Below are 12734 nucleotides of genomic sequence, written 5' to 3' on the forward strand. Positions count from 1 at the left end.
TTCCTGGCTGCTTTTTAACGATGACGGAAAAAGCCGTCCCGGCTATAGAAATTCATATGGATACGGATGGAAAGACCCTTCGCCGCGGCTGGACCACGGGCACCTGCGCGGCAGCCGCCACGAAGGCGGCCTGCGCCGCCCTTCTGACCGGCGAGTTTCCTTACCCTGTCGAGGTCGAACTTCCAAGCGGCGCGAGACCGGCATTTTCCCTCGCCACCGAGGAAAAAGGCGAAAACTTCGCGCGCGCCGGCGTCGTCAAGGATGCCGGAGACGATCCGGACGTTACCCACGGTGCCCTGATCGAAAGCACGGTGCGGCGAGGTCAACCGGGACGCGGGATTATCTTCAAGGCCGGAAAGGGCGTCGGCACCATCACCCGGCCGGGCCTGCCCCTGCCGCCGGGAGAACCCGCCATCAACCCCGTGCCGCGCAAGATGATCGAAACCGCCATTCGCGAAGTGGCTGGCGAGGAGGCCGATTTCGAGGTCGAGATTTCCGTCCGCGACGGCGAAAAACTGGCGGAAAAAACCCTGAACGGCAGGCTCGGCATCTTGGGTGGCATTTCCATCCTCGGCACCACCGGCATCGTCATTCCCTTTTCCTGCTCGGCATGGATCCATTCCATCTGGCGCGGCATCGATGTGGCGCGTGCGACCGGATGCACCCATGTGCTTGGCGCCACCGGCAACACCTCCGAAAAAGCCGGGCAGACGCTTTACGATCTGCCGGAAACCGCACTGATCGACATGGGCGATTTCATCGGCGGCATGCTGAAATATCTGCGCAGCCACCCCATCGAGCGGGTGACGATTGCCGGCGGTGTCGCCAAGATGACCAAGCTCGCCCAGGGCATGCTCGACGTGCACTCCAAAAAGGGGCTGGCCGATCTCGATGCGCTGGCGGCATTGGCGACGGAAGCCGGAGGAGATGAAAATCTCGCCCTTGCCATCCGTCAGGCCAACATGGTCGCACACGCCTTCGAATTGGCCGAAGGCGCGGGGATAGACCTCGGTGCGGTAGTTGCGGAAAAAGCCTGGGTAACCGCAGCGGCGGCGCTGAAGACGCCGGCCATTGCGCTCGATATTCTGGTGTTCGATCGTCAGGGCGCGCTCAAGGGCCGCACCGCCTCCACGCCGTCGCATCAGCCCTTTGCATCTTCCTTCGGAGAGCGGAACCGCCGGACATAGTCGGTGCTATAAAGCGCGCTTTCGCGAAAATCTGTGGAGGCAAGTCCACGCCCGACGAAGATAAGGGCGGTCCGCTCCACCGGTTCGGCGGCGAGCTTGTCCTCAATGTCGAACAGCGTGCCGCGAATGACCCGCTCATCCGGCCAGGAAGCTCGAACGACGATGGCGACCGGGCAATCCGAACCGTAAAGCGGCATCAGCTCTTCCACCACCTTGCCGATGGCATGAATGGCGAGATGGACGGCGAGCGTTGCGCCCGTCGCACCGAAAGCCTTCAGCGTCTCACCCTCCGGCATCTTCGATGCGCGCCCGGAAATACGGGTCAGCACAAGGCTCTGCGCCACTTCCGGCACCGTCAGTTCCCGCTGCAAAGTGGCGGCCGCAGCGGCAAAGGAGGGCACGCCGGGCGTGACGGTATAATCGAGACCCAGCCGCTCCAGACGGCGGATCTGCTCGCCCATGGCGCTCCAGACGGAAAGATCACCGGAATGCAGCCGCGCCACATCCTTGCCGGCCTCTGCTGCGGCCACGAATTCCGCCTCGATCTCGTCCAGCGAAAGTGCTGCCGTATCGATGATCCGTGCACCCGGAGGGCAATAATCGATGAGCGCCCTCGGAACCAGCGACCCGGCATAAAGGCACACCGGGCAGGCGGCGATAAGATCGCGCCCGCGCACCGTGATGAGATCGGCGGCGCCCGGACCGGCGCCGATGAAATGAACCGTCATTGTTGTTCTCCATATTCGATGGCGCAGCCGCTATCGCGTGGGGCATCGTCAGTCGTTGCGATGGCCACCGTCACATCGCCAACCACAAGACGCGGCGCGACCAGCCTTGCATTCTCTCCGGCGGCGGCAAGCGCCACCGCTTCACTGACACTTGGCGAGCCGGCATGATTGAGGCTTGCCTGTGAAACTGTCATTGTTTTCGAAGCAACCGCCTCGAGCCGTTCCTGCGAGACGATTTCAAGCGACAGCGACAAGCTTTTCGCCGCCTCCACAAGACCGGCTTCATCGGCTTTGAGCGGCGCAGTCGCCAGGCATTCCGCCATCATGCCGAAAGCATGCTCCGCAGCGCGCACGGCGGCAACAACAGCATCTGAACCCGTGCCTCTGCGGCAGCCTATGCCAGCCACGGTCACCATGGCTTGGTCCAGCTCCACTGCGTCACCGGCATTGCCGGACGCCAGCCCGACATGGAGCCAACGGCCGTCACTCGCGACACATCCAGGCGGATCATCGATCCGCCGTGCCGCGCATGGGCGGCAAGCAGCACGGCCTCCATTTCCAGTGTCACCGCATTGGCAACCAGCCGCCCGCCCGGTTTCAGGGCCTCCATGGCACCCTCAAGCACGCCCGCTTCACTGCCGCCGCCACCCATGAAAATAGCATCCGGCTGAGGCAGGCCTTCAAAAGCCGCAGGCGCCGCGCCGATCATCACCTCAAGTCCCGGCACACCGAAAGCTTCGGCATTGCGGGCGATACGCTCCGCCCTTTCCGGGTGTTGTTCTATGGCGATGGCACGGAGCGAGGGATGGGACAGCATCCATTCGATGCCGATCGAACCCGAACCGGCACCGATATCCCACAGCAACTCGCCCCGCCGTGGGGCAAGAGAGGAAAGTGTCACGGCGCGGATTTCACGTTTGGTGATCTGCCCGTCATGTTCGAACAGGCTGTCATCAAGCCCACATGTGAAAGGCAGAATACGCGCACCTTCATCAGCCACGACATCAATCGCCACCACATTCAGTGCATCAATATCAGCAAACGTAAAATCAACCGCCTTGACCTGCCGCCGCTTCTCCCGCTCTCCGCCCAAGGCTTCAAGCAAGACGAATTCCGACTGGCCGAAACCCAAATCGGACAACAATTCCGCGATCAAGGCCGGGGCGTGAGCGTCCGAGGTGAGCGCGATGATCCGCGCACCGGCATGAAGATACGGCCGCAGGAGATCGATGGAACGTCCGTGCAGCGAAACGCAGTCGACCGCTTGCAGCGCCCAACCGAGCCGTGCGGCAGCCAGCGAGAAAGCGGAGGGCGAGGGATAACAAACTGTCTCACCCGCATCGATACGTCGCAGAAGCGTAACACCGACGCCATAAAAGAACGGGTCGCCGGAAGCCAGCACACAAACCCGCTTGCCACGCAGCGCTACGACATCGCTCATATCCGTATCGAACGGCACCGGCCAGCGTTGTGCTTCACCACGAATGGCCGCGGCCGCCAGTTCCAGATGGCGTTTGCCGCCGAAAACCACCTCGGCCCCTTCTATCGCCTCTATCGCATTCCGGCCCAGCCCCCCGAGCCCATCTTCACCAATGCCGACGATGGAAAGCCAGGGCTTTTCTTTCTTTTCGGTGGAAGCATCACCCGTTCCAGAATATTCAGACGTCATGACACGCTCCATACTCATCCTTGGCGGCACGGCGGATGCCCGCATTCTGGCCGGCAGGCTGGCCGAAGAATCCGGCTACCGAATTCTGCTCTCCATGGCCGGCCGCACGCTCTCGCCGGTCGAACAGCCGGTGCCGATGCGCAGCGGCGGTTTTGGCGGCGCGGGCGGTCTCGCGGATTTCATTCGCGCAGAGAATTTCGATATTCTGGTGGACGCCACCCATCCCTATGCGGCGAAGATTTCCGCCAATGCTATTGAGGCCGCAGGGCTTGCCAAAGTTCCGCTGGTCGTCCTTTCGCGTCCTGCCTGGCAGCGCCAGCCGGGTGATAGGTGGCATGAGGTGGACAGCGTCGAACAGGCTGTCACCGCGCTCGGCAGCGAAGGCAGGCGCGCGTTTCTCGCGCTCGGCCGACAGGAGCTTCTTCCTTTCGAAGCCGCGCCCCAACACAACTATCTCATCCGCAGCGTCGACCCGGTGGAGCCGCCACTGAAACTGCCGCATGCGCGCTATATTGCCGCGCGCGGCCCCTTTGCGCTGGACGACGAAATCCGCATGCTGGAAGAAAACCGCATCGAGACGGTGGTCTCGAAAAACTCCGGCGGCAGCGCGAGCTATGGCAAGATCGAAGCAGCGCGACGGCTCGGCCTGCCGGTCATCATGATCGACCGGCCGCAACAGCGGAACGACGCGTCGCTGGATGGCGCGACCGTGACGGATATTGCAGCTGCGCTCACCGCCATTCGCCATCAGCTCTCTCTTCTCGAAAAACGCGGCGAATAAACCAGCGGTTCTTTGCCGGAACGTTCGATCAGACGGGTTTCAACCGAGCCGACGATAATGCAGGTGGCCATATCCGCCATGTCGCTCGTTGCTTCCGAAAGAGGCACGACCCGAATACGCTCATCCGCCCGGCCTGCCGCACGACCAAAAATCACCGGCACTGAACCGGGCAAATGCGCCCTCAACAGATCAAAAGCGGTACCTAGCTGGTGCGGCCGCGCCCTGCTGACGGGATTGTAGAAAGCCATCACAAAGCCTGCTTCCGCCGCCGCGATCAGCCGTTTTTCAATGATGCCCCAGGGTTTCAGATTATCAGACAGCGAAATGGCGCAGAAATCATGGCCAAGCGGAGCGCCGGCCTTTGCTGCCACGGCCAGCATGGCAGTCACACCCGGCACGACGGAGAAATCGATATCGCGCCATTCGGCGGGGCCAGTTTCGATCGCCTCGCAAACGGCCGCCGCCATGGCGAAAACACCGGGATCGCCGCCGGACACCACACAGACTTTGCCGCCGGAAGCCGCAAGCCGCAGCGCCTGTTCGGCGCGTGAGATTTCCTCACGATTGTCCGAAGCATGGCGGCGTTGATCGGGTCTCAGCGATAGACGGTCGAGATAGGGAATATAGCCGAAGAAATCCTCCGACGCCTCGACGGCGACAAGCGCCTCTGGTGTTACTTGCGCCGCACTGCCGGGGCCGAGGCCGACAACGACCAGCCTGCCGGTCATGGCTTTTCACCTGCAGAGGGTCTGGTTTTCCAGCCCGGTACCAGAACCAGCGAAAAATAGGGGGCAGGCGATGTATCGCGTTCGATGAGCCGCACCGCATGGCTGTTGGCCATTGTGCCACGCTCGACATAAAGCGCGTCTTCAAGCTTACCGGCCTTTTCCAGCGCCCGGCGAATCTTCGGCAGGTTGCGCCCCACCTTCATGATCACCGCACCATCCGTGCCGGACAGACGTTCGGTCAGCACATCTTCACCAAGCGTGCCGGGAAGCACGCTCAAAACATCGTCGCCCTGCACTAGCGGCAAACCAGCCATGGACCAGCAACCGGACATGGCCGTGATGCCCGCAACGACTTCCGCCGGGTAAGATGGCGCAAGCCGCAGATGAAGGTGCATATAAGAACCGTAAAACAGCGGATCGCCTTCCGACAGCACGGCGACGTTGCGCCCGGCTTCGAGATGTACAGCGATGTCCTTCGCCGACTGATCGAAAAAGGCGGCGATGGCATCACGGTAATCGTTGCCGTTTTTATCGCTTTCGACTGTTACCGGATAGACCAGCGGCATTTCCAGCGTTCCGGGCCGGATGAAAGCTTCGACAATACCGCGACCATTACCGCTGCTGCCTTTCTTGCAGAAGAAGGCAAGCACATCGGCATTTTCAATGGCGCGGACAGCCTTCAGCGTCAGAAGCTCGGGATCTCCGGGGCCGGTGCCGACGCCCACGAGTTTACCCTTCGGATGTTCAAAAAGAGCCGCACTCACAGGCCAGCCCTCGCAACGGCATTTATAGCGGCAGCCGTCATGGCCGAACCGCCCATGCGTCCCTTGACGATGGCATAGGGAATGCCAAGCGAACTTGCCTCCAGCGCGTCTTTCGATTCTGCCGCACCGACAAAGCCGACCGGCATGCCGATGATGGCGGCCGGGCGCGGGGCGCCTTTTTCCAGCATCTCGAGCAGATAGAACAGTGCAGTCGGCGCATTGCCAATGGCAACGAGAGCGCCGTCCAGCTTCTCTGCCCAAAGATCAAGCGCGGCGGCGGAGCGGGTGTTGCCGATCTTTTTCGCCAGTTCCGGCGTGCGGGGATCGCGAAGGGTGCAGACCACATCATTGTCAGCCGGAAGGCGCGCGCGCGTCACGCCATGGGCAACCATTTCCGCATCGCAGAGAACAGGCTTGCCGGCTCGTAGAGCACCACGTGCCGCGGCAACAAAATCCGGCGAAAAGCGGAAATGGCTGGCTGCCTCCACCTGCCCGCAGGCGTGGATCATGCGAATCGCGATATCCGCCTGCTCTTCGGTAAAGGCGGATAAGTCCGCTTCCTCACGAATGATGGCGAAGGAGCGCTCATAGATCGCATTGCCGTCGCGAATATAGTCATAGTCGGTCATCGGTCATCCTGTCGAAGCGCCGCACCGATCGCCTGTTTGCCCAGCCGGGCAAACAGGGTGGCGGCGTTTTCACCGGGCTTATGTTCTTTTTCGTAAAGACGGGCAAGCCGCGAAAGCGCCGTCCTCTGATGCTGAAAAGGTAAAATGCCATCCGGCAGGTCACCGGCGCGGCCCGAAATCGAAAAGGCCAGACCATCGGCGGTGCCGGAAAAAGTGAGAAGCGACGGCGCGGGGTGCGCGCAACCTTTGCCGCAGCCGGAAATATGCAGCGTGAAGGAGCCATCCAGCAACGAGGCGCATTCCTCAGACGCAAAGGCGGCCAACTCATGGGTGGGAAGAAAAGCCGAAGCGCAGCCCGGCGCGCCGGGACAGGCGGCAATGGAAGAGCGCGCGTCACCTGCCGTCGTGATGAAACCGGCCGCCCTTGCAATCTCAAGCAATCCGCCGCAGGCAGATGACGATCCAAAGAATAGCAGGCTATGGTTTGGCGCTGGCCGCAGGGCCTTGATGCCGAGGGTACCGGCCGCTTCGCAGAGATGCGACAAATCGCAGCCCCGGATTTGCCCGAAAGCAGGCGCGACGGCAATTGCGAAGCGATCCTTTCCCGTCATCATCAGCCCCAGAGGCGCAGAAGCCGCTCTGGCGTTATCAACAATCACCCGATCCAGCAGGCGATCACCGCAGATTTCTTTTATCGTCGAATGGTCCAGATCGCGGCCACGGGCAAACGGCCCTTCGCCGGCCAGATAGACGAGCAGCGACAGGACGACACCCGCCGCTATGTCCGTCTCGACCAAGCCGGCATTCAGCGCCCTGCTTTCCGCTCCACCCACGAGCAATCGCCATACGGCCCGCCCATCAAGCGACACGGCTTTCAGGCGAATATCGGCCAGCAAATCTTCCATGGAGAGGCGCCCGCCGCCATCAATGACGACAGACATTTTAGCGGCAAGCTTTTCATGGAGAGCGAGCCTGTCGGCCTCTTTTCGAATTTCCTTGGCGAGAGGACCACCATCGGCAATCTCCGCGTCATCCCGACCGGCGAGAGGCGACGTCTCGACCGCGAGCCCCGCACGCAGCGGCAAATCCAGTGCCAGCACATCTTTTTCCAGAGCGCAGGCGCTTTCCGGTGTCAGGCCGCGAAATTGCAGGCTGCCGCGGGCGGTAATGTCGATCAATCCTTTGCCATGCCGCTCGGCAAGCTGACAAAGCACCACCATGTCGCGCGGGTCGATATCCGCCTCGAAAGCGATCCGCGACAAAAAACCGTCGCCGGTGCGCATGGGAGCGGACAGGGCCGGGCAGAGGCCACGGCGGCCGAATGGCTGAATGGGATCGGCAGCGGCCATCATCACGCCTCCGCCCTTTGGGGGCGCGGAAGGACCAGCATTTCAAGTTCCGTATCCACCGCGTTGCGGCGGCTGTGCCACAGTCCGCGACGACGGGCGGATAAAAAGCGTTTGGCCATCACCTGCGCCGCCTTCGGGTTTTCCCGCAGAATGAAATCGCGCACCTCCTCATTGCCGAAATAGGCATCGTAAAGCGCCTCGATCAACGAGGAGGACACCGCATGGGTGGTTTCGGCAAAGCCGATCAACCGGTCCACCGTCTCGAGGAATTCCGCCGCCCCGCGCGGACCGTGCCGCATCTGACCGGCAATGAAACGGGGATTGATGGCACGCGCGCGCACCACCCGCGTCAGCGCCTGCGTCATCGACCTTGCACGCGGGCGTGCCGGATCTGTCGTATCCAGCGCAACAATATCGGCGACGCCGCCAAGCACAGCCTTCGCGGCGGAAAAACCGCCGATGAAGGCGACATCCGAAGAACCGTCCAGAAGATCACGGCCCGGATCGTCCCCGGTATGAACCAGAAGATCGGCGCGCCTGACCAGCTCCACAAAACCGGTATCTTCGAAAATCTCCAGCCCGTCCGCACCGCCGAAAGCGTGGCTCGCCGCATCGAGATAGGCCTGCCCCAACTCCTCGCGTTCGTCCCATTTCCCGCTGGCCAGCTTTTCTTCGATACCGGCACCATAGGTGCCGGGCGCGGAGCCGAAAATGCGCGCCGGAATATGCCCGAGCGTGGCGGCCTCTTCCGCAAGCGGATTGTCGCCGGGCGCTTCCTCCCGCCGCGCGACGGCCTTGGCGGCGGCGTCGAGAAGCGCGATCAGCGCAGGGAACATGTCGCGGAACAGGCCGGAAATGCGAAAGGTGACGTCGACACGCGGCCGCCCCAGGCTCGCCGGCGGCAGCACCTCGATGCCGGTGACCCGGCCGGTGGCGGGGTCGTGGATCGGTCTCGCCCCCATCAGATGCAGCGCCTGCGCCACATCCTCACCGCCATTGCGCAGGCTGGCGCTGCCCCACAGATCGAAAACCAGATGTTTCGGCCAGTCGCCATGGGACTGAAGATGATGGCGCAGCACCTCTTCGCCCGCCATGCGACCCAGCTCGAACGCCGTTGGCGTCGGCATGGTGCGCGGATCGGCGGCATAGAGATTGCGGCCCGTGGGCAGCACATCGAGCCGCCCGCGCGCAGGTGCGCCGGAAGGGCCGGGGACGATATGTCGGCCATCGAGCGCGGCCAGCAGCGCAGCTTTTTCCGATTTGGCGCTTTCAAGCCTCAGAAGGTCGGCATCCCCCTCGGCACTGCGGCCAAAAACATGCTGGCCGTCCTTGATGGCGAAATCCTTGAGGTCGCAGAGAAAGGCGTCGATGCGTGAGAGGGCCGCATCGGCATCATCCTTCGCAGCCACGCCCGCTTCCGCCGCGAGCCCGGTCTCCAGCGCCTTTTCGACGATCAGTTTCGCCAGCCGGTCACGCCGGCGACGATCCAGACCATCCGCCTGCGCATATTCATCGACCAGCTGCTCCAGCGCCGACTGTTCAGGCGAAAGACCGGCATTGACCAGCACCGGCGGGACATGGCCGATGGTCACGGCCGCGATCCGCCGCTTGGCGACCGCCGCCTCGCCCGGATTGGAAACGATAAACGGATAGACCACCGGCAGCGAGCCGGTGACGATTTCGGGAAAACAATTGCGGGAAAGCGCCACCGTCTTGCCCGGCAGCCATTCCAGCGTGCCGTGCGCGCCAACATGCACGATGGCATGCGCACCCGCAATGCGCTGCATCCATGCACCGAAGGCAACAAGCGCGTGGCGCGGCGGCAGGGTAGGGTCGTGGTAGTCCACCCGGCGATCCTCATTGCGGCCCCTGTCCGGCGCAAGCGTCACGAACACTTCGCCGAAACGGGCGGCGCGGAACCGGAATGCGCCGTCAATGAGTGCATCGTCATCGGTTGCCACGCCCCATGTCGCGTTTACGGATGCGGTGGATGCCGGCGGCAGGGCGGAGAAAAAAGCCTCGTAGGTGGAAAGATCAATTGCCGCTTCCTGCTGTTCGACACAGTCGAGCAGCGCCCGCGCGGTCTTAGGAATATCCTTGACCGTATAACCGGCCCCGGCAAGATCGTGCAGCATTTCGAGAACGCTTTGCGGCACATCGAGACCGACGGCATAACCGGTTCGCCCGGGTGCCGCACCGGGATAATCGGGCATCAGAATGACGATGCGGCGATCCCGTGGAAGGGCATTCCTCAGCCGCAGGAAAGCGGCGATGCGATTTGCCACCTGCTCGACGCGATCAGCCTCGGGTACATTGAGCAAACTCGCGCCGCCATCCACGCGCGCCTGTTTGAAAGAAATCGCACCGGCGAGAATCCGGCCATCCAGTTCCGGCAGGACGACATGCATGGCAAGATCGGAAGGATTGAGACCCCGCGCGTTTTCCGCCCATCCGTCCCGCCGCGTCGTCGCCATCACCACCTGAAACACCGGCACGCCGAGACGGTCGAACAGCGTTGTGTCATTGTCATCCGTCTGGCTGGCGAAGGCGGTGGCGGCAATGATGGCGGCGGGCTTCAGATCGGGAAGAACCGTTTCGAGAAAACGGATCGCCTCGCCATCCTTCAGACCACTGACAAAAATCGGCAAGGGTGCAAAACCGCGCTGCGAGAGCGCCTCGAAAAGCGCATCCACCGGTGCTGCATCTGCCGCCAGAAGCATGGAACGATAAAACAGAATGGGCAGAACGGGCGCACCGTCGGGAAAACCCGGGCACGCTAGCGCCCTATCCACAACGCCCCTGCCGGGCCGGTAAAAACCGGCTTTCGGCAGCGGTTCGGCTTCAATATCCGGCCATGCCTCGCCCCTTGCAAGAGCGGCGAGACCAAGGGCAAGCCGATCCATATTCTCCTGCCCGCCCTCACGGAAGAAGGAGAGGACCGAGGCCAAAATCCGCCGATCGACGGTCGAGGCCGCTTCCAGTTTCTCGTCCCTTTCGCTGCACTCACCCGGCAAAAGCAGAAGCTTGATGCCGCGCCTGCGCGCAAGAATGGAAAGCTGATCGACACCGTAACGCCAGCGTTCCGCACCACCGAGAATCCGGATAAGAATAACCCTGGCATGTTCTGCCGTCTTTTCGATCCAGAGATCGACCGACATGGGATGTCGAAGCTCGGAGAGGTTGGCGGCTGACACGGAGGGGAGCGCAACCTGTGTTCGCCGCCAGGCCTGTTCCAAGCCGGCCAGATCGCTTGCCGAAAAAGACAGCACCACCACATCCGACCGGGGCTGGTTGAGATCAACCGGCTCGATCAGGTCGTCCAGAGACGAGGATGTGGTGGCGAGGATGTGCATCGTCAGGCGGCCAGCATCTGTTCGATCTTTTCGCGGTTGATGCCCTTTTCCCCGATGACGACGAGGCGGCTGCGGCGTTCCTCACCCGCGGCCCAGGGCCGGTCGTAATAATGGTTGACGCGGCTGCCGACAGCTTGCACCTGCAGGCGCATCGGCTTTGCGGAAACCTCGATGAAGCCCTTGATGCGCAGGACATTTTCCGCAGCCGCCGTCTCGGCGATACGGGCTGCCAGCGCGTCCGGATCGGTCACGGCCGGCAGATCGATGACGAAGCTGTCGAAATCGTCATGCTCGTGGTCGAGTTCACCGTCATGGTGGGTACGGCGGTTTTCGATGTCCTCTTCTACCGCAAGGCCAAGGCCGATCAGCACGGCGGGTTCGATGGCGCCATTGGAGGCCACGACGATCTTTGCCGCCTTCGGCAGATGTTCGAGAACATGCGCCTTGGCCTTGTTGAGGCCGGCATCGTCAAGAAGGTCGGCCTTTGTCAGCACGATAAGATCGGCGCAGGCGACCTGATCTTCGAAAACCTCTTCGACCGGGTCATCGTGATCGAGCGCCTCGTCATTGGCCCGTTGGGCGGCAAGAGCTTCCATGTCGTGCGCCACCTGCCCTTCAGCAAGGGCGGCGCCATCCACCACGGCCACGACGGCATCCACCGTCACGCGGCTCTTGATCGCCGGCCATTGGAAGGCCTGCACCAGCGGCTTCGGCAGGGCGAGACCCGAGGTTTCGATGAGGATATGCTCCACCTTCGGCTGGCGGCTCAGAATCTGTTCGATGGCGGGCTGGAAATCATCCGCCACCGTGCAGCAGATGCAGCCATTGGCCAGTTCGACGATGTTTTCTTCCGGGCAGCTTTCAATACCGCAACCTTTGAGAATCTCGCCATCGATGCCGATATCGCCGAACTCGTTGACGATGATCGCCAGCCGCTTGCCGTCCAGCTTTTCGAGAAGGCCGCGCAGCAGCGTGGTCTTGCCAGCCCCCAGAAAGCCGGTGACGATGGTGCAGGGAACGCGGTCCAGAAGGGTGCTCATGATCTCTCCTCGGTAAAATCGAATGGGGGAATGCGCGCCACCATGCCGCGCTTTAAGGGTTCGGGGCGGCCGCGCCAGGGCATCAGGCCGTCGGGGGCGGCAGCCAGCAGCCGTGCGCCGGTCAGCAAATCTTCCGCGTCACCGGTCGTCAGCCCGCCGAAGACATAGGACCAGCCATTGGCGCTGCGCAGCACGGCACTAAGCCCGCGCTTGCAATTGGCGAGGCAGTTGACGGAACGAACGGTGACGCCCGTTTCCTCCGCCTTTGCGAGGACGGCATCGGCGAAACGCGAACCGGGGCGCGGTTCGGCATTGGGATCGGCTTCATCGCGACAGCTTCTGCAAACGAAGACGGTCACCCCGGACGCCGTTTCGTCCTGCGTGTTTCCGCCTGCACATGAACATGTTGCTGAAATATCCAAACCGTATCGCTTCCCACGCCTTGCAAAAAATCTCGGGGGTGCGGATGTCGAATACGGTATGCGGACAGGCGCAAACCGGATGTT

The 12734-nt window shown here is 62.4% G+C and carries 12 protein-coding genes; 2 read left to right on the plus strand and 10 right to left on the minus strand.

The features are described 5' to 3' along the window. Positions 1-56: 56 nt before the first annotated feature. A complete protein-coding gene (locus tag RAC79_RS05850; protein ID WP_065656858.1) occupies positions 57-1187 on the plus strand; it encodes a cobalt-precorrin-5B (C(1))-methyltransferase in 1131 nt (376 codons plus the stop codon). Here RAC79_RS05850 and cobM read toward each other — a convergent pair. From cobM to cbiE, 3 genes are read right to left on the minus strand one after another with little or no spacing between them, the layout of a single operon-like run. Continuing rightward, a complete protein-coding gene (cobM, locus tag RAC79_RS05855; protein ID WP_080856884.1) occupies positions 1142-1915 on the minus strand; it encodes a precorrin-4 C(11)-methyltransferase in 774 nt (257 codons plus the stop codon). The genes RAC79_RS05850 and cobM overlap by 46 nt on opposite strands. Next, on the minus strand, positions 1912-2331 hold the full coding sequence (locus tag RAC79_RS05860) for a cobalamin biosynthesis protein (protein ID WP_162934139.1): 420 nt from the start codon (positions 2329-2331) through the stop codon (positions 1912-1914). The genes cobM and RAC79_RS05860 overlap by 4 nt, the downstream gene beginning before the upstream one ends. Beyond that, the gene (cbiE, locus tag RAC79_RS05865; protein WP_080856886.1) at positions 2325-3584 is read right to left on the minus strand and encodes a precorrin-6y C5,15-methyltransferase (decarboxylating) subunit CbiE; all 1260 of its coding nucleotides are present in this window, start codon (positions 3582-3584) and stop codon (positions 2325-2327) included. The genes RAC79_RS05860 and cbiE overlap by 7 nt, the downstream gene beginning before the upstream one ends. Here cbiE and RAC79_RS05870 point away from each other — a divergent pair. Continuing rightward, positions 3583-4365, plus strand: coding sequence for a cobalt-precorrin-6A reductase (locus RAC79_RS05870; protein ID WP_374996945.1), 783 nt, complete (start codon positions 3583-3585; stop codon positions 4363-4365). The genes cbiE and RAC79_RS05870 overlap by 2 nt on opposite strands. On the opposite strand, the gene RAC79_RS05875 is transcribed toward RAC79_RS05870, so the two are convergent. Genes RAC79_RS05875 through RAC79_RS05905 form a run of 7 tightly spaced genes read right to left on the minus strand, consistent with a single transcriptional unit; the run spans position 4332 to position 12650 of the window. Continuing rightward, positions 4332-5093: a precorrin-3B C(17)-methyltransferase gene (locus RAC79_RS05875; protein ID WP_080856888.1), complete on the minus strand. Its 762-nt coding sequence runs from the start codon at positions 5091-5093 to the stop codon at positions 4332-4334. The genes RAC79_RS05870 and RAC79_RS05875 overlap by 34 nt on opposite strands. Further along, on the minus strand, positions 5090-5857 hold the full coding sequence (locus RAC79_RS05880) for a precorrin-2 C(20)-methyltransferase (protein ID WP_142844439.1): 768 nt from the start codon (positions 5855-5857) through the stop codon (positions 5090-5092). Before RAC79_RS05880 ends, RAC79_RS05875 begins: the two co-directional genes overlap by 4 nt. Beyond that, positions 5854-6486, minus strand: a complete 633-nt coding sequence (locus RAC79_RS05885) for a precorrin-8X methylmutase (protein ID WP_142779903.1) — start codon at positions 6484-6486, stop codon at positions 5854-5856. The genes RAC79_RS05880 and RAC79_RS05885 overlap by 4 nt, the downstream gene beginning before the upstream one ends. Then, positions 6483-7838 carry a precorrin-3B synthase gene (gene cobG, locus RAC79_RS05890; protein WP_374996946.1) on the minus strand — a complete coding sequence of 452 codons (1356 nt, stop codon included), beginning with the start codon at positions 7836-7838 and terminating at the stop codon, positions 6483-6485. Before cobG ends, RAC79_RS05885 begins: the two co-directional genes overlap by 4 nt. After that, on the minus strand, positions 7838-11188 hold the full coding sequence (cobN, locus tag RAC79_RS05895) for a cobaltochelatase subunit CobN (RefSeq protein ID WP_374996947.1): 3351 nt from the start codon (positions 11186-11188) through the stop codon (positions 7838-7840). Before cobN ends, cobG begins: the two co-directional genes overlap by 1 nt. 2 nt (positions 11189-11190) lie before the next feature. Then, positions 11191-12228 carry a cobalamin biosynthesis protein CobW gene (gene cobW, locus RAC79_RS05900; protein WP_142844442.1) on the minus strand — a complete coding sequence of 346 codons (1038 nt, stop codon included), beginning with the start codon at positions 12226-12228 and terminating at the stop codon, positions 11191-11193. Then, positions 12225-12650 carry a DUF1636 family protein gene (locus RAC79_RS05905; protein ID WP_142844443.1) on the minus strand — a complete coding sequence of 142 codons (426 nt, stop codon included), beginning with the start codon at positions 12648-12650 and terminating at the stop codon, positions 12225-12227. Before RAC79_RS05905 ends, cobW begins: the two co-directional genes overlap by 4 nt. Between the last annotated feature and the right edge of the window lie 84 nt (positions 12651-12734).

The sequence above is a fragment of the Agrobacterium sp. LR_9 genome, assembly GCF_041954855.1.
GTDB classification, from domain to species: domain Bacteria; phylum Pseudomonadota; class Alphaproteobacteria; order Rhizobiales; family Rhizobiaceae; genus Agrobacterium; species Agrobacterium leguminum.

What these genes read in the sequence shown, in the direction of transcription:
- RAC79_RS05875 (WP_080856888.1), bottom strand. Translation starts at nt 5,093, where the DNA reads ATGACCGGCAGGCTGGTCGTTGTCGGCCTCGGCCCCGGCAGTGCGGCG.
- cobG (WP_374996946.1), bottom strand. Translation starts at nt 7,838, where the DNA reads ATGATGGCCGCTGCCGATCCCATTCAGCCATTCGGCCGCCGTGGCCTC.
- cobM (WP_080856884.1), bottom strand. Translation starts at nt 1,915, where the DNA reads ATGACGGTTCATTTCATCGGCGCCGGTCCGGGCGCCGCCGATCTCATC.
- RAC79_RS05885 (WP_142779903.1), bottom strand. Translation starts at nt 6,486, where the DNA reads ATGACCGACTATGACTATATTCGCGACGGCAATGCGATCTATGAGCGC.
- cbiE (WP_080856886.1), bottom strand. Translation starts at nt 3,584, where the DNA reads ATGACGTCTGAATATTCTGGAACGGGTGATGCTTCCACCGAAAAGAAA.
- RAC79_RS05850 (WP_065656858.1), top strand. Translation starts at nt 57, where the DNA reads ATGGATACGGATGGAAAGACCCTTCGCCGCGGCTGGACCACGGGCACC.
- cobW (WP_142844442.1), bottom strand. Translation starts at nt 12,228, where the DNA reads ATGAGCACCCTTCTGGACCGCGTTCCCTGCACCATCGTCACCGGCTTT.
- RAC79_RS05870 (WP_374996945.1), top strand. Translation starts at nt 3,583, where the DNA reads ATGACACGCTCCATACTCATCCTTGGCGGCACGGCGGATGCCCGCATT.
- cobN (WP_374996947.1), bottom strand. Translation starts at nt 11,188, where the DNA reads ATGCACATCCTCGCCACCACATCCTCGTCTCTGGACGACCTGATCGAG.
- RAC79_RS05860 (WP_162934139.1), bottom strand. Translation starts at nt 2,331, where the DNA reads ATGGTGACCGTGGCTGGCATAGGCTGCCGCAGAGGCACGGGTTCAGAT.